At 62.5% G+C, this 15,001-nt stretch carries 14 protein-coding genes and 1 other RNA gene; 11 read left to right on the top strand and 4 right to left on the bottom strand.

Annotated features, from left to right (window positions below; genetic code table 11):
* Positions 1 to 31 precede the first annotated feature (31 nt).
* Entirely contained in the window at positions 32 to 553 is a 522-nt protein-coding gene (locus tag LLY24_RS11950; protein WP_259036526.1) for a ClpXP protease specificity-enhancing factor, read from the top strand.
* A gap of 89 nt (positions 554 to 642) precedes the next feature.
* Here LLY24_RS11950 and LLY24_RS11955 read toward each other — a convergent pair whose 3' ends face one another.
* From LLY24_RS11955 to LLY24_RS11970, 4 genes are all read right to left on the bottom strand, one after another.
* On the bottom strand, positions 643 to 1,215 hold the full coding sequence (locus LLY24_RS11955) for a BON domain-containing protein (protein ID WP_259036527.1): 573 nt from the start codon (positions 1,213 to 1,215) through the stop codon (positions 643 to 645).
* Positions 1,216 to 1,284: 69 nt separating this feature from the next.
* Positions 1,285 to 1,875: a phosphoheptose isomerase gene (locus LLY24_RS11960; protein ID WP_259036528.1), complete on the bottom strand. Its 591-nt coding sequence runs from the start codon at positions 1,873 to 1,875 to the stop codon at positions 1,285 to 1,287.
* Between the two features lie 32 nt (positions 1,876 to 1,907).
* A complete protein-coding gene (locus tag LLY24_RS11965) occupies positions 1,908 to 2,279 on the bottom strand; it encodes a YraN family protein (RefSeq protein WP_259036529.1) in 372 nt (123 codons plus the stop codon).
* A 3-nt stretch (positions 2,280 to 2,282) separates the two neighbouring features.
* Positions 2,283 to 3,788 (bottom strand): penicillin-binding protein activator, encoded by a 1,506-nt coding sequence (locus LLY24_RS11970; protein WP_259036530.1) that lies wholly within the window; start codon positions 3,786 to 3,788, stop codon positions 2,283 to 2,285.
* Between the two features lie 125 nt (positions 3,789 to 3,913).
* Here LLY24_RS11970 and rsmI point away from each other — a divergent pair, with 125 nt between their 5' ends.
* From rsmI to ftsW, 10 genes are all read left to right on the top strand, one after another.
* Positions 3,914 to 4,780: a 16S rRNA (cytidine(1402)-2'-O)-methyltransferase gene (rsmI, locus tag LLY24_RS11975; RefSeq protein ID WP_259036726.1), complete on the top strand. Its 867-nt coding sequence runs from the start codon at positions 3,914 to 3,916 to the stop codon at positions 4,778 to 4,780.
* Between the two features lie 111 nt (positions 4,781 to 4,891).
* An RNA gene (gene rnpB, locus LLY24_RS11980) (RNase P RNA component class A) lies at positions 4,892 to 5,242 on the top strand.
* 50 nt (positions 5,243 to 5,292) lie between these two features.
* Complete coding sequence (gene rsmH, locus LLY24_RS11985; protein ID WP_259036531.1) at positions 5,293 to 6,249, top strand: 16S rRNA (cytosine(1402)-N(4))-methyltransferase RsmH; 957 nt, start codon at positions 5,293 to 5,295, stop codon at positions 6,247 to 6,249.
* Positions 6,250 to 6,257: 8 nt separating this feature from the next.
* Positions 6,258 to 6,587, top strand: coding sequence for a cell division protein FtsL (gene ftsL / locus LLY24_RS11990; protein WP_259036532.1), 330 nt, complete (start codon positions 6,258 to 6,260; stop codon positions 6,585 to 6,587).
* The gene (locus LLY24_RS11995) at positions 6,584 to 8,296 is read left to right on the top strand and encodes a peptidoglycan D,D-transpeptidase FtsI family protein (RefSeq protein WP_259036533.1); all 1,713 of its coding nucleotides are present in this window, start codon (positions 6,584 to 6,586) and stop codon (positions 8,294 to 8,296) included. The genes ftsL and LLY24_RS11995 overlap by 4 nt, the downstream gene beginning before the upstream one ends.
* 34 nt (positions 8,297 to 8,330) lie before the next feature.
* Complete coding sequence (locus LLY24_RS12000) at positions 8,331 to 9,824, top strand: UDP-N-acetylmuramoyl-L-alanyl-D-glutamate--2,6-diaminopimelate ligase (RefSeq protein WP_259036534.1); 1,494 nt, start codon at positions 8,331 to 8,333, stop codon at positions 9,822 to 9,824.
* Positions 9,821 to 11,236, top strand: coding sequence for a UDP-N-acetylmuramoyl-tripeptide--D-alanyl-D-alanine ligase (locus tag LLY24_RS12005; protein WP_259036535.1), 1,416 nt, complete (start codon positions 9,821 to 9,823; stop codon positions 11,234 to 11,236). Before LLY24_RS12000 ends, LLY24_RS12005 begins: the two co-directional genes overlap by 4 nt.
* Positions 11,237 to 11,250: 14 nt before the next feature.
* Positions 11,251 to 12,333, top strand: coding sequence for a phospho-N-acetylmuramoyl-pentapeptide-transferase (mraY, locus tag LLY24_RS12010; RefSeq protein ID WP_259036536.1), 1,083 nt, complete (start codon positions 11,251 to 11,253; stop codon positions 12,331 to 12,333).
* A gap of 60 nt (positions 12,334 to 12,393) precedes the next feature.
* Positions 12,394 to 13,797: a UDP-N-acetylmuramoyl-L-alanine--D-glutamate ligase gene (murD, locus tag LLY24_RS12015; RefSeq protein WP_259036537.1), complete on the top strand. Its 1,404-nt coding sequence runs from the start codon at positions 12,394 to 12,396 to the stop codon at positions 13,795 to 13,797.
* Entirely contained in the window at positions 13,794 to 14,975 is a 1,182-nt protein-coding gene (gene ftsW, locus LLY24_RS12020; protein WP_259036538.1) for a putative lipid II flippase FtsW, read from the top strand. Before murD ends, ftsW begins: the two co-directional genes overlap by 4 nt.
* Positions 14,976 to 15,001: the final 26 nt, after the last annotated feature.

The following is a 15,001-nucleotide window of genomic DNA, read 5'->3' on the forward strand; positions in this document are numbered from 1 at the left end:
GCCATTCACTTGATGGAGGAGGGAAGTCGGTATGAAGTCGAGTCGTCCCTATCTCGCCCGCGCTTTGTACGAATGGCTGTTGGATAACGAACTCACGCCCCATTTCGTCGTGGATGCCACGCAGGCCGGTGTCGAAGTGCCCGAACAGTTCGTTCAGAACGGTCAAATCGTGCTCAACGCCGCTCCGACGGCGGTGCGCGATCTACACATGGAAAACGATGCGATTAGCTTTCACGCTCGCTTTGGCGGCAAGCCGATGCAGGTGATGATTCCCATCGATGCGTTAGTAGCTCTCTACGCTCGTGAAAACGGCGTGGGCATGGTCTTCGGTCAGGAGCCGGTACTGGAAACTCCAGAGGCCGCGCCCAGCGAAGAGACCGCTTCCGGTAAGCCCGAACGTGCGCTGTCCTCGGTTAGCGACGAGGATAAGCCTTCGGAGAAAAGCGCCCAGAAGAGCGAATCGGAGCAAAAAGACACGCAAGAGAAGGGAAGCGGCGCTAAAGGTGCCTCTAACCCCAAGAAAAAGCGCCCTACGCTGCGCGTAGTCAAATAGCGCTTTTCAATTCGGTTTTGTATTTCCCTGGTACTAAAAAAGCCTCGCACGATTGTGCGAGGCTTTTTGCTGTGCCGCCAAAAGCTCAGTTAGTCGATATAGTCGAATACTTTGACGATACGCTGAATGCCGGAGACGTTGGATGCCACGTTGACGATGCGATCGCCTTCGGCGTGGGTCACCATGCCCATTAGGTAGACGGTGGCGTTTTCGGTCGTGACCTTGAGCTTGGAGGAGTCGACCTGTTCGTTGGTCGCCAGATAGCTAATCACGTTGGTGGTCAGCCAGGTGTCGGCCAGGCGCTGGCTGGCGGGTAGGCGGGCGGCAACGGTGAGCTCGTTGTAGACGTTATTGACGCCGCGCAGGCTGCCTGCGACCTCTCCAGCCTTGGTGCGTAGCTCGTCGGAAGGCACTTGGCCAACGAGCAGTACGGTACCGTTGTAGCTGTGGGCGCGAATGCGGGCATCGTTCAGACGGCCATCGGCGCGTGCCAGTGCGCGCTCCACTTCACGCTCGATGGTGGCATCGACGGCTTGAACGTCGTCGCTGCGTTGGCCGTAGTTGCTCGGGTTGGAGGCGCTGTTGTTGGCGCACCCTGCCACGATCACCAGAGAGGAGAGCACAAGCGCCAAAAGGCCGCGCTTGAAATGGCGTTGGGTCATCGTCGTAATTCCTATTAGTAAAAGAGCAAAGGTTAACAAAGGGGAAAGCGAAACGGGTAGTGCTCGATATTAAGTACCGCCGAAGAGCTGTTCGTCAATCAGATCGCATAGGCAGTGGATGACGAGCAGGTGGACTTCCTGGATACGCGCCGTGGAGGTGGCCGGTACGCGGATCTCGCAGTCGTCTTGCCCGAGTAGCGACGCCATGTCGCCTCCGTCGCGGCCGGTCAGTGCGACCACGGTCATGTCGCGGTCGTGAGCGGCCTGGATGGCTTGAACGATATTGGCCGAGTTGCCGCTGGTCGAGATCGCCAGCAGGATATCGCCAGGCTGGCCCAAGGCGCGAATCTGCTTGGAGAAGACTTCGTTGTAGCTGTAGTCGTTGGCGATCGAGGTGAGAGTAGAGGTGTCGGTGGTCAGCGCCAGTGCAGGCAGGCTTGGACGCTCGCGCTCGAAGCGGTTCAAGAGCTCCGAGGAGAAGTGCTGGCTGTCGCCGGCGCTGCCGCCGTTGCCGCAAGCCAGAATCTTCCCCTCGCTGACCAGGCACTGCACCATCATTTGGCTCGCCACTTCGATGAAAGGCGGGAGCACCTCGCTGGCGTAGGTCTTGGTATCGATACTGGCGTTGAAGTGGCCCAGAATTCGCGATTGAAAGTCCATTTGGGCTTCCCGATCAGGTAGTGAAATAAAGGTTAGAAGGCGTCGAAAGCGGCCTGGACCCACTCGTAGTGCAGGTTAGGCGGCGTGCCGATAATCGCCATAATGTCAAAACGGCAGGGACATGTTAAGCGATGTTGCGCCAGATAGAGCGCAGCGGCGCGGGCAATTCGCCGCTGCTTGGTGGCCGTGATGGTTTCCAACGGATGGCCGTGGCGCGTATCGACGCGATGTTTGACCTCGATGAAAACCAGCGTTGGCCCATCGCGCATGATCAGATCGAGTTCGCCGCCCTTGACGGCATGGCTGTGGGCGATCAGCTCGAGCCCGCGCTCGGCGAGCCATCGAGCAGCAAGATGCTCGATGGCGGTGCCGCGGTGGCGGGCGCTGCGCGAATCAGTGGTCACGGCTTACTCTTCGCTGCTACCGAGTCCTGGTACCAGGATGGGCGCGGGCGCGCCGTTCTGGAATTTGGCCCAGGGCAGTTCGCGGTAGATGCGGCCATCGGCGGTGAGATAGAGGCGCCCGGTGCTGCCGTTGAAGCTCTCAAGCGAGGAGAGATCCGACAGGTGGCGGGCAATCTCATAGGCGTCTACGCCCATGGCCATCAGGCGGAACATCGAGGCGTCCGACTCTTCGCGCAGCTGCTGGTAGGTACCGTAGAAGGGCAGTACCTCTTCACCGCCCGCGGCGGCGTCGGGAATCTGCCACGGGATGTCCATGAACATCACGTCATTCAGATCCTGATCCAGACGCGTTTGCAGGCGCCCTTCGTGGAGCTGTGACGTAGCGTAGATGGGCAGATCCGGCGCGTAGTAGTAGTCCATGGTGGGCGGCACCTGGCGCGCATACTCCGGCAGGGCAAGCAGGAACAGGGCGTCGATGTTGCCAAGCTGAGCGCGCTCGCCGCTAACGTTGAGCGCGGTGCGTACGGCGTTGGAAACCGGTGCTTCGGGGTTGTAGCGCACGGCATTGGTCACGTCGCCGCCCAGGCGCTGCCACTCGTTCCAAAACGCCTCTCCCACGCGACGGCCCCAGTCGTTGTCGGGAACCATCACGGCCATTTGGCGATGTCCATCTTGCCACGCGCGTTGAGCGGCTTGGCGCGCCTCGTCTTCGGCGGAGAGGCCGTACTGGAAGAGGCGTTGAGCTTGGTTATGCGCGCCCTGACCATAGTTCAGCGCCAAGGTGGGGACCGGCACGCTATCTCGCTGTTCGAGCTGAGTGACCTGGTCTTTGTCGAGCGGGCCGACGACGACCTGAGCATCCATCTGCTCGGCGCGGCCGTAGATATCGTCGAGCGAATACTGCGAGGCATCCAGGAAAGCAAGCTGAACGTTGTCGCCGGTCGCTTCGTGGTGGCGGCGCATCGCCGTGGAAATCGTCTCGGCAACGCCGCTCAGCGCACCGGACTCCGGCAGAGCGACGAGGATGCGGGATACGTTCTGACCTTCGAGCTCGGGCAGGGTGATGTCGACCGGTGCCTGGGTGTCGGCGCCTTCACGCGCCCAACGCTGGCGCTCGGTGAGCGTTTCGCGCTGGTCGTCCTGCAGGCGAATGTCGCTATCCAGCAGTGACGTGGCGCGCAGTACACCTTGGCGGTCGTTCAGCGCGCGGGCGAGTTCGGAGTACAGCAGCGCCCAGCGAACGCGTTCGGCATCGGGCAGGGCGGATTCATCGACGGCGTTGGCCGCGTCATAGGCGCCTTGGCGGTCGCCCTGGCGAGCGAGAATGGAGGCCGCTTCGAGCCGCGTCCTGGCGGCTTGTTCGGGGGCTTGCTGTTCAGCTTGGCTGAGTAGACGGCTGGCATCCTGGTCGGAGGCGCGGTCGACTACGCTGGGGGGTTGCATGGCACAGCCCGCCAGGAGTAGAGCCGTGAGCGCAGAGGCCAGAAAGCCACGAAGTGACTGTTTCATGTATCCTTCCTTAGTTTGAATTCACGCTGTCGCTACTCAACGCATATCGCAGAGACGGTTTTCACCGCGGACTGCACAAGCATAGCGCACCATCGAGGGAAGCCCTCAACGAATCGAGGATGACGATGACACACCAGAGTCCGGGCACATTGTACGTGGTCGCCACGCCAATTGGGAATTTAGACGACCTCACGCCACGGGCCGCCCGCGTGCTGGGCGAGGTCGATCGAATCGCCGCTGAAGATACCCGCCACAGCGCCCGCCTGCTTGCCCATTTGGGCATCAATACTCCCATGCTGTCGCTGCATGACCATAATGAAGCCAAGCGCGTGGATACGCTTGATCGTTCGCTTGTTGCAGGCGAGAGCATCGCCCTGATCAGCGATGCGGGAACGCCGTTGATCAGCGACCCGGGCTTCATCGTCGTACGCGAGTTGCGCGCGCGTGGTCATAGAATCGTCCCGGTACCAGGCGCCTGCGCGCTGATCGCGGCGTTGAGTGCGGCGGGCTTGCCCACCGACCGGTTCACTTTCGAAGGCTTTTTGCCCGCCAAACCAAGTGCCCGGCGTCAGGCGCTCGAAGCGTCCCGAGCGGGCAGCGAAACGCGGGTCTACTACGAGTCACCGCACCGCATCGTGCATACCTTAGAGACGCTGGCCGAGGTGCTGCCCGAGCGCGACGTCGTGCTTGCTCGCGAGCTCACCAAGACCTTCGAGACTTTTCTCTCCGGCGTGCCCGCGCGCCTGCTCGAGATACTGCGCGAGGATCCCAATCAAAGCCGCGGGGAGTTCGTGGTGATCGTCGCCGGTGCCCCTGGCGTGGCGCACGGCTTTGAAGAGGAGCAGAGCATCGCTGCCGATGCGCTACTCGAGGCGTTGATAAGTGAAGGCGTGGGTATCAAGCAGGGCGCGGCGATTGCGGCACGCCTTCTGGGTGGGCGCAAGCAGGCCTGGTATGCGCGCCTGCAAGCGATCAAGGGCGAAGGCAGCTAAGCCATTGCGAGCACGGCGAAGATCGAGGTGGCGAAGTGCTACGTAACGTTACGCCGCGAAGATGCGCCGTTGAGATTGAGGCTTGGCAAGGGCGCTGGTATGCTTGCCGCCGGAGTTGGCCAGACAGTCGCCGCTGCGCGTGCGCAGGGGAGGAAAGTCCGGGCTCCATAGGGCAGAGTGCCAGGTAACGCCTGGGCGGCGAGAGTCGACGGAAAGTGCAGCAGAGAGTAGACCGCCTAAGCCTCACTAGAGGCCGGTAAGGGTGAAAGGGTGCGGTAAGAGCGCACCGCGCGCCTGGCAACAGTGCGTGGCAAGGTAAACCCCACTCGGAGCAAGACCAAATAGGAACCCGTTGGCGTGGCCCGCGCTGGGTTCGGGTAGGTTGCTTGAGCGCCGTGGTGACACGGCGCCTAGAGGAATGGCTGTCCACGACAGAACCCGGCTTATCGGCCGACTCCCCCAATTCCCCTGAGGCGATGTATACATCGCCCGTTGATCCTGTTGAGAGTGCCATGTCTTCACCTGACGCTGATCCGGCCGTGTCTCATTTTCGCCATACCAGCGTCCTGCGTGAAGGCGCCGTGGAGGCGCTGGTACATACCGCTGAAGGCATTTACCTCGATGGCACCTTTGGCCGTGGCGGTCATTCGCGCCTGATTCTCGAACGCCTTGACGCCTCGGGACGCCTGTTGGCGATGGATCGCGATCCCCAGGCCATCGAGGCCGCCGCTGCCATCGATGATTCCCGTTTTACCATCACCCGGCGCGACTTCGCCCGCCTAGGCGAGTTCGCGCGTGAGCAGGGCGTGCACGGTAAGCTTGCCGGTATCCTGCTCGATATCGGCGTCTCCTCGCCTCAGCTCGATGACGCCGAACGTGGTTTCAGCTTTATGCGAAATGGTCCATTGGACATGCGCATGGACCCGACCCAGGGCGAGAGCGCGGCCGACTTTCTGGCCCACGCTAGCGAGTCCGATATCGCCCAGGTGTTCAAGACCTACGGCGAAGAGCGCTACGCCAAACGTTTGGCCCGCGCTGTCGTTACTCGCCGCATCGAGAAGCCGTTTACCCACACCGTCGATCTTGCCGAGGTGCTCAAGGCGGCGCATCCGGCATGGGAGAAGGGGCGCCATCCGGCTACCAAGGCCTTCCAGGGGCTGCGTATTTATCTCAACGGCGAGCTCGATCAGCTGGACGCAGCGCTTGACGCGGCGCTGGAGGCATTGGCGCCAGGTGGGCATTTAGTGGTGATCAGCTTTCACTCGCTGGAGGATCGCCGGGTCAAGCGCTTCATTCGCCATCACGTGCGTGGCGATACGCACCTGCCCAAGGGCGTGCCCATTCGCGATGATCAGCTCAATCGGCGCCTGGAGGCGCTGGGCAAAGGTATGCGACCCGACGATGCCGAGGTCGATGCCAATCCGCGGGCACGCAGTGCGGTCATGCGTGCGGCGCGCAAACGAGGGTAGGACAACGCATGGAGCGCATCCTTCACTGGCTTTTCAATCTACAAGCCGAATGGCCGTTCAAGCTGCGCCTGCGGCCCTGGCCGGCTGCGCTGGGCGTGCTCTTTCTAGCCTGCGTGTTCAGCGCCTTGGCAGCGGTCACGGTGACCTACCAGACGCGCGTACAGTACGCCGAACTCCAGCGCCTGGAGCAGGAACGTAACCAGCTGCAAACCGAATGGGGCCAACTGCTGCTCGAAGAGGGCGCTTGGTCGACGCCAGCGCGGATCGAGCAGATGGCGACCGATCAACTGGGTATGCGCATTCCCGACGTCACCGACGTCGAGGTGATTCGACCATGAGAGGAGAACGTCCCAGCGCGTCTTCGCGCTATGCGCCGCTAGCGCCGCCGCTCAAGGGCGGGCGCTTTTTCTTCATTCTCTTGGTCATTTTGTTGGCGTCAGCGATCCTGATTGGCCGCGTCACGCTGTTGCAGGTGATCGATAGACCCTTCTTACAGAGCCAGGGCGATGCGCGCACGCTGCGCCACGAGGCGATTCCTGCCCACCGCGGCATGATTACCGACCGCAACGGCGAGCCGTTAGCGATTTCGACGCCGGTAGTCACGCTCTGGGCGAACCCTCAGGAGCTGCCTACCGACGGTATCCAACTGATGATGCTGGCGCAGGCGTTGGGTATGAGTCTAGGCGATCTCGAAGAGCGCATCGCGCGCTACAGCACCCGCGAGTTCATGTATCTGCGCCGCCAGATGACCCCAGAGGCTGCCCAGCGCATTCTCGACCTGCGTACGCCCGGCGTGCATTCGCAGCAGGAGTACAAGCGCTACTATCCGGCGGGCGAAGTGGTGGCTCAGCTGCTGGGCGTCACCAACGTCGACGATATTGGTCAAGAGGGGATCGAGCTCGCCTATCAGCCTTACCTTGCGGGCCACCCCGGTCAGCGTCGGGTCATCAAGGATCGGCGCGGACGTATCGTGCGCGAACTGGGCACCATCCGCGATGCCCAGCCCGGCGGCGAGCTGACATTGGCCATCGATCAGCGCATTCAGTACATGGCCTACCGCGAGCTGCGCGCAGCCGTGGCCGAGAACGAGGCCGATGGAGGCGTGCTGGTGATGATGGATGCACGCACCGGCGAAGTCTTGGCGATGGCCAACTATCCCTCCTATAACCCCAACAACCGCGCCGGACTCGATCCGCGCGGGTTGCGCAACCAGGCCCTGGTCGACGTGTTCGAGCCCGGCTCGGTGATGAAGCCGCTGGCGATGTCGGCGATTCTCGAAAACGAGCAGTTCGATCGCAATACCGTCGTCGATACCTCGCCGGGCTGGATGCGCATCGATCAGTTCACCATCCGAGATATCCGCAACTACGGTCGTTTGAGCCTTGCCGGCATTCTCGAAAAGTCCTCCAACATCGGCATGTCGCGCCTGACGCTTCAACTCGACGATACTGCCATTTGGGAGCGCTACAACCAGCTCGGTTTCGGCCAAAGCCCGGGAACCGGTTTCCCTGGTGAGTCGACGGGCAGCTTGAACGCACCAGTGCGCTGGTCGCGTAGTGAGCGTGCCGCGCTCTCCTACGGCTATGGGTTGTCGGTGTCGGCGCTTCAGGTTGCCAGCGCCTATACCGCCATTGCCAATCACGGTGAGCGCCTGCCGCCGTCGCTGCTGCGCCTGCCCGAGCCGCCCATGGGGATTCCTGCCATGCAGCCCGCCATTGCCGATGACCTGCTCGATATCCTCGAAGAGTCGGTGGGGCCGAATTCCGGTGGGCGTCGGGCGCGTGTCGAAGGTTACCGGGTGGCGGGCAAGACTGGCACCGTGCGTAAGACCGGCGAAGGGGGGTACACCGCCGATGCCTATCGCAGTGTCTTTGCCGGTATCGCGCCGGTTTCTGACCCGCGTATCGTCACCGTGGTGATGATCGACCATCCGCGAGCAGGACAGTTCTACGGCGGCGCGGTGGCAGCACCCGTGTTCTCAAGCGTGACCGGCAACGCTCTGCGTCTGCTTGACGTGCCACCCGACCGCGAAGTGGAGGACGAGTGATGTCTTTCGATTCCGACGTGCCCAAGGAGCCGGCATGATGCTAACTGCCCAGGATCTTCTCGCTGCCATTGGACGCGTTTGGCCTGGCCAGCCGCTACCAGAGGCGTTGTCGGCCCTTGGCGAGGCCTTGATGCTGACGACGAACTCGAAAGAGGTCGTGCCGGGCGCCGTTTTCGTTGCCGTACCGGGAAGCCAGCGCGACGGGCGTGACTTCATTGATGCCGCACTTGCGGCAGAGGCGGGGCTCGTGCTGGCGCACGCCCGCGACGGCGAGGTGACTCTTGAGGGTCGCGTGCTTTGGCTGCCGCACCTGGCGCAGCGCCTGGGCGAGCTGGGTAAAGCGCTTTTCGAGGTGCCCGATACCCTCGACGTCATCGCCGTCACCGGCACTAACGGCAAAAGCTCCGTGACCCACTATATTGCCGCGCTGAGTGAGGCGCTGGGCGTGCCTGCGGGTGTCGTCGGCACCTTGGGGGCGGGGCGTCCTGGTCGGCTGCGCGAGAGCGGCTTGACCACGCCGGGGCCCTTGGCGCTGCAGCAGATGCTCGGCGAGCTGGCCGCCGAGGGTGTCACGCGCGTGGCGCTCGAAGCTTCATCCCACGCCCTCGATCAACAGCGCCTGGACGCGGTGGCGGTGAGTGCCGGCGTATTCACGAATTTGAGCCGCGATCATCTCGACTATCACGGCAGCATGGCCGCCTATGCGGCGGCCAAGGCCAAACTGTTTCGCCGCCCCGAGCTGCGTCTTGCCGTGGTCAACGCTGACGACAAGCTGGCGCGGCTGATGCTGGCAGGCTGCGATGCCGAGGTGCGCGTGCTCGCCAGCGGCGAAGACGAAGCCGTCACGCTGCGGGTGCTCGATTGGCAAGCGCATAGCGAAGGGCAGCGAGCGATGGTCGCCACGCCCGAAGGCGAGCGCATGCTCGAACTGCCGCTAATGGGGCGCTTCAACCTCGATAACGTACTGCTGGCCATTGCCGTGCTGCTGGGTAAGGGCGAGGCGCTCGACGCACTCTTCGCCGCCGCCGCACGCTTGACGCCGGTGGCCGGGCGTATGGAGCTCTACACCGCTCCCAACTGCCCGAGTGTAGTAATTGACTACGCGCACACCCCCGATGCGTTGGCCAACGCGCTAGAGGCGCTGCGCGCGCATCGCACGGGGCAGGGAGCGCTTTGGTGCCTGTTTGGCTGCGGTGGCGACCGCGATACGGGCAAACGCGCCGAAATGGCCAAAGCGGCCGCGCGCTATGCCGACCGTATCGTCGTCACCGATGACAATCCGCGCAGTGAATTAGCCGAAGCGATTCGCCAGATGATTCTCGCGGGATTCGATGACACGAGCCCGGTGAGTGAGAAGGGCGACCGCCGTGAGGCCATTGCCTATGCCATTGCTCACGCTCAGCCTGACGATGTGATTTTGGTGGCGGGCAAAGGCCACGAGCGCTACCAGGAGATCGCAGGTGTGCGTCATCCTTACTCGGATGTCGATGAAGTCGCGCGCGCACTCGCTGCGCGGAGGGCGCCATGACGGATGTGATGCTTACGCTTGGCGATGTAGCCGAGGCGCTGGGAGCGTCGCTTCCCGCATCGCTTAATGGCGTTGGTTTCGAGCGAGTCGAAAGCGATACGCGTAAGCTTGCGCCTGGCTGCTTGTTCGTCGCTCTCAAGGGGCCCAATTTCGATGGCCACGATTTACTTGATCAGGCCGAGTCGCAGGGCGCAGTAGCGGCGGTGGTCGAGCGCTACATTGAGGCATCCAACTTGGCGCAGATCGTCTGCGCCGATACACGTCTAGGCTTTGGGCTCATTGCCCGCGCCCAACGCGAGCGCTGGCAGGGGCCTTTGGTCGCCATCACCGGCAATAGCGGCAAGACTACGGCCAAGGAGATGACGGCAGCGCTTTTGGGTGCGCTTGGCGATACGTTGGCGACCACGGCCAATCTCAATAACGACTTTGGCGTACCGCAAACGCTCTTGCGCCTGCGCGAAAACCACCGGACGGCGGTCGTCGAGCTGGGCGCCAACCACCTAGGCGAGATCGCCTGGACGACCCAGTTGGCGCGCCCGGATGTCGCCATCATCACCAACGTTACCGGGGCTCATGTGGGTGAGTTCGGTGGCATGGGGCATATCGCCCAGGCCAAGGGTGAAATTCTGCTTGGGCTATCCGCTCAGGGGACGGCGATTCTCAATCGCGACGATCACTACTATCCGCTCTGGGCGCGCATGGCGCAGCCGCGCAGCGTGATGACCTTTGGGCTGGGCGAATGTATGCCTACGCAGCACGCCGGTGCTGGGCAAACGCATCCTAAGCAAAAAGACCCCGACGTGACGGCGTCGGCGCTTTCCTGCGATAGCCAGGGGCGGTATGCTTTCACGCTGGTTTTCAAGGGGCAGGCGCTGGGTGACGTGCAACTGCCGCTGCTGGGTCGTCACAACGTCAGTAACGCCTTGGCCGCTGCCGCGGCGGCGCTGGCGCTGGGGGTGTCTCCCGCCGAGGTCGTACGCCGGTTGAGTACGCTCGCCTCTCTACCGGGGCGCTTGAGCGTCGAGGCTGGACTCAACGATTGGCGGTTGCTCGATGACAGCTACAACGCCAACCCGGGCGCGGTGAAAGCCGCGCTCGATGCGCTAGTGGCGCTGCCTGGGCCGCATTGGTGTGCCTTGGGTGCCATGGGCGAAATGGGGGCCGACTCTGATGCGCTGCACGCTGAAATAGGTGCCTACGCCGCTAACATCGGAATTGCGTCGCTGCTTACCTTGGGTGACGCGGCGCGCCCGGCAAGCGAGGCCTTTGGTCGTGGGCTGCACTTCAACGACCACGCGACGCTGGTGCGTCATATCATCCATTCCATGCCGCCTGGCGCCAGTCTGCTGGTGAAAGGTTCGCGTAGCGCAAGAATGGAGCATGTCGTCAATGCTCTGCGCTTGAAGAAATAAGGTAACCGCCGTTCATGCTACTCCATCTGGCGAATTTTCTGGCTCAGTTTCAGTCCGCCTTCCAGGTGTTCAACTACTTGACGCTGCGCATCATCTTGGGGGCGTTGACCGCTCTGATGCTGTGCTTGTGGCTGGGGCCGTGGGTCATCCGCCGCCTCGTCGAAGGACAAATCGGCCAGGCAGTGCGCGACGACGGCCCGCAGTCGCATCTTTCCAAGGCGGGCACGCCCACCATGGGCGGGGTAATGATTCTGCTTGCCATTGCCATCAGCACGCTGCTTTGGGGCGATCTGACCAACTTGTATGTATGGGTGGTGGTCGGCGTCACGCTGGGCTTCGGCGCCATCGGCTGGGTGGATGACTACCGTAAGGTGGTCGAGAAGAATCCGCGTGGCCTGCCTGCCCGCTGGAAATACTTCTGGCAGTCGGTCGTGGGACTAGGGGCCGCCGTACTGCTCTATGCCACCGCTGCAACCCCGGTGGAGACCAGCCTGCTGGTACCGTTTTTCAAGGATATCGCGCTGCCGCTGGGCTTTTTCTACATCATTTTGAGCTACTTCGTCATCGTCGGCAGCTCCAACGCGGTCAACCTGACCGATGGTCTCGATGGCCTTGCGATCATGCCGACGGTGTTGGTGGCGATGGGGCTTTCGGTCTTCGCCTACGCCAGCGGCAACGCCGTTTTTGCCGAGTATCTGCACATTCCCTTCATTCACGGTACCGGCGAGCTTGCCGTCTTCTGCGCCGCCATCGCCGGTAGTGGGCTCGGCTTTCTCTGGTTCAATACCTACCCTGCCCAGGTCTTTATGGGCGATGTGGGCGCGCTTGCCCTCGGCGCTGCCCTTGGCGTGGTCGCGGTCATCGTACGCCAGGAAATCGTGCTGTTCATCATGGGCGGTATCTTCGTGATGGAGACGGTATCGGTGATTCTGCAGGTCGGTTCGTTCAAGTTGACCGGACGGCGGATCTTTCGTATGGCGCCGCTGCACCACCATTTCGAGCTCAAGGGCTGGCCGGAGCCGCGAGTTATCGTGCGCTTCTGGATCATTACCGTCGTGCTGGTGCTGCTGGGGCTCGCTACCCTCAAGATTCGCTAAGGGCGGGGAGAGGAAGGTGAGCCGATCAGTCAACCCACAGCGTGGTGCAAAGGAGGCGTGATGGTGGCTGTGCCTGAAGGCGTGACGTTAGTCGTGGGGCTGGGTGTTTCCGGTCGCGCCATTTGTCGCCACTTGGCGCGTGAAGGTCGACCGTTCATGGTCGCCGATACGCGCGCCGAGCCGCCAGGGCTTGCCGAATTCAAGGCTCGCTATCCTGACGTCGTGGTGCACTGTGGGCCGCTCACCGCGCTCGATCTGGAGAAGGTCGAGCAGGTGGTGCTGAGTCCGGGTATCGACCCCCAAACGCCGGGGCTCGAAGGGCTCGCGGGCCGCCAGCATCGTCACTCCGACGAGCCGCTGTTAGTGGGTGAGATGGCGCTTTTTCGGCGCGCCACCAATGTGCCCGTTGCTGCCATTACTGGCTCCAATGCCAAGTCGACGGTCACCTCGCTTTTGGGCGAAATGGCCAAGGCGTCCGGCATTGTCGCAGCGGTAGGGGGCAATCTGGGTACCGCCGCGCTCGATCTGCTCGAAGACGTTCCCGATGCCGAGCTCTTCATTCTCGAGCTTTCGAGCTTTCAGCTGGAGACTACGCCGTGCCTTGCGGCTGACGTCGCCTGCTTTCTCAATCTCAGCGAAGACCATCTCGACCGCCATGGCGATATGGCAGGCTATCGCGCCGCCAAGCTGCGCATCTTCGATGGCGCGCAAACGGCTGTGGTCAACGCTGATGACCCTGCAACCTGGCCGGATACGCCGCTGACGGACGTGGTGCGCTTTACGCAGCAGGCTCCGGCGCCAGGTGAGTGGGGGCTTGTCGAGATCGATGGCGCGCTTTGGCTTGCGCGCGGTGGCGCCTCAGGCGTTGACGGCTGGCTTGCCGTCGACGAGTTAATGATGAGCGGTCGTCATAATCAGCTCAACGCCTTGGCAGCGCTTGCCATGGGGGAGCGCTTGGGTTTCGAGCGCGAAGCGATGTGCCAAGTACTGCGCCGCTTCAGCGGGCTCACCCACCGTAGCGAACCGATAGCCGAACGCGACGGCGTGCGTTGGATCAACGACTCCAAAGGTACCAACGTGGGCGCGACCCTGGCCGCGATCACCGGCGTGACCGCATCACTCAGAGGCAAGCTGATCTTGCTGGCCGGTGGCGTGGGTAAAGGGGCCGACTTTACGCCGTTGGCAGCCCCTTTGGCGCGCCATGCTCGCTGCGCGCTGCTCTTCGGTCAAGACGCCGAGCGTTTGGCGCAAGCCCTTGCCCCCGAGGTCGCGGTCGAGATCGTCGCGACCCTCGAACAGGCGCTGGCGCGCGCCATGGTGCTTGCTAAGCCGGGTGATGGCGTGCTGCTTTCACCGGCGTGTGCCAGTCTCGATCAATTCGCCAACTATCAGGCGCGTGGCGAGGCCTTTCGTCGCTGGGTGACAACCAACGTCGCCTCGAACACTTCCACGGAGGTCTCATGAGCCGCTGGCAACGTATTCACGCCGCCCTGACCACCCGCGACATGCCTTGTGACATTTGGTTGGTGATTGCGGCGATCAGCCTTGCTGCGCTGGGCTGGATAATGGTCAGCTCGGCCTCCATCGGCCTGCTCGACAATGCTTATCACTATGCTCGCCAGCACGGCATTTTTCTTGGTCTGTCCATTCTGGCCGCACTCTTCATGCTCTGCGTGCCGCTCGATGCCTGGCGACAAAATGCCGGTCTAATCCTTGCCGTAAGCCTAGTCGGGCTTATCGTGGTACTGGCCGTGGGGCAGGAGGTCAACGGCAGTAAGCGTTGGATAGCCTTGCCCGGACCGCTGCCTAGCCTGCAGATATCCGAGTTTGCCAAGATCGGCATGATCTTTTACATGGCGTCATTCATGTCGCGCTACACCTACGAGCTACGTACGCAGGCGTTCAGTATGTGGCGCCCTATCGCTGTCTTGGCGCTGCCCGTGGGGCTTCTATTTTTGGCGCCCGACTTCGGTGGCATGGTGGTCTATACCGTGGCGGTAATCGGTATGCTGATGATGTCCGGGGCGTCGCTGACGCTACTCATCGGTAGCGGTGCGCTGCTCGCCAGCGGCGCGGTGATGCTGGTGATTCTCGAGCCATACCGGTTGGCGCGCTGGACCAGTTTTCTCGACCCCTGGGCGGATCAGTTCGCCACTGGCTACCAGCTCACCCAGGCGCTGATCGCCTTCGGGCGTGGCCACGTGGCGGGTACGGGGCTCGGCAACAGCGTTCAGAAGCTGCACTATTTGCCCGAAGCGCACACCGACTTCATCTTTGCCGTCATTGCCGAGGAGCTCGGGATGATCGGCGCCATCTGCGTGATTCTGATGTTTACCCTGTTTATCGTCCGGGCGATGTGGGTGGGGCGTCGCGCGGAGCTTGCCGGGCACCTTTTCGGCGCCTACGTCAGCTACGGAATCGGTTTTATCGTGGCAGCGCAGGCGTTCATCAACATGGCAGTGAGCTCGGGGCTGCTGCCTACCAAGGGGCTGACGCTGCCCTTGATCAGCTACGGTGGCTCGAGTTTGCTGGTAACAGGCGCCATGGTGGGGCTCTTGCTGCGTGTCGATGCCGAGACGCGCCATCGCCCCAAGCGGGCGCCAACGCCTCATCGGCTTCGCCGCGAGCCGCGGCTTAGTTAGCGAACCTTAGGACATCAAGGAGTGAG

Source organism: Halomonas dongshanensis (assembly GCF_024790395.1).
Taxonomy (GTDB): domain Bacteria; phylum Pseudomonadota; class Gammaproteobacteria; order Pseudomonadales; family Halomonadaceae; genus Vreelandella; species Vreelandella dongshanensis.

Coding starts and splice junctions, on each gene's coding strand:
- LLY24_RS11950 (WP_259036526.1), top strand. CDS start 32: ATGAAGTCGAGTCGTCCCTATCTCGCCCGCGCTTTGTACGAATGGCTG.
- LLY24_RS11955 (WP_259036527.1), bottom strand. CDS start 1,215: ATGACCCAACGCCATTTCAAGCGCGGCCTTTTGGCGCTTGTGCTCTCC.
- LLY24_RS11960 (WP_259036528.1), bottom strand. CDS start 1,875: ATGGACTTTCAATCGCGAATTCTGGGCCACTTCAACGCCAGTATCGAT.
- LLY24_RS11970 (WP_259036530.1), bottom strand. CDS start 3,788: ATGAAACAGTCACTTCGTGGCTTTCTGGCCTCTGCGCTCACGGCTCTA.
- rsmI (WP_259036726.1), top strand. CDS start 3,914: ATGACACACCAGAGTCCGGGCACATTGTACGTGGTCGCCACGCCAATT.
- rsmH (WP_259036531.1), top strand. CDS start 5,293: ATGTCTTCACCTGACGCTGATCCGGCCGTGTCTCATTTTCGCCATACC.
- ftsL (WP_259036532.1), top strand. CDS start 6,258: ATGGAGCGCATCCTTCACTGGCTTTTCAATCTACAAGCCGAATGGCCG.
- LLY24_RS11995 (WP_259036533.1), top strand. CDS start 6,584: ATGAGAGGAGAACGTCCCAGCGCGTCTTCGCGCTATGCGCCGCTAGCG.
- LLY24_RS12000 (WP_259036534.1), top strand. CDS start 8,331: ATGATGCTAACTGCCCAGGATCTTCTCGCTGCCATTGGACGCGTTTGG.
- LLY24_RS12005 (WP_259036535.1), top strand. CDS start 9,821: ATGACGGATGTGATGCTTACGCTTGGCGATGTAGCCGAGGCGCTGGGA.
- mraY (WP_259036536.1), top strand. CDS start 11,251: ATGCTACTCCATCTGGCGAATTTTCTGGCTCAGTTTCAGTCCGCCTTC.
- murD (WP_259036537.1), top strand. CDS start 12,394: ATGGTGGCTGTGCCTGAAGGCGTGACGTTAGTCGTGGGGCTGGGTGTT.
- ftsW (WP_259036538.1), top strand. CDS start 13,794: ATGAGCCGCTGGCAACGTATTCACGCCGCCCTGACCACCCGCGACATG.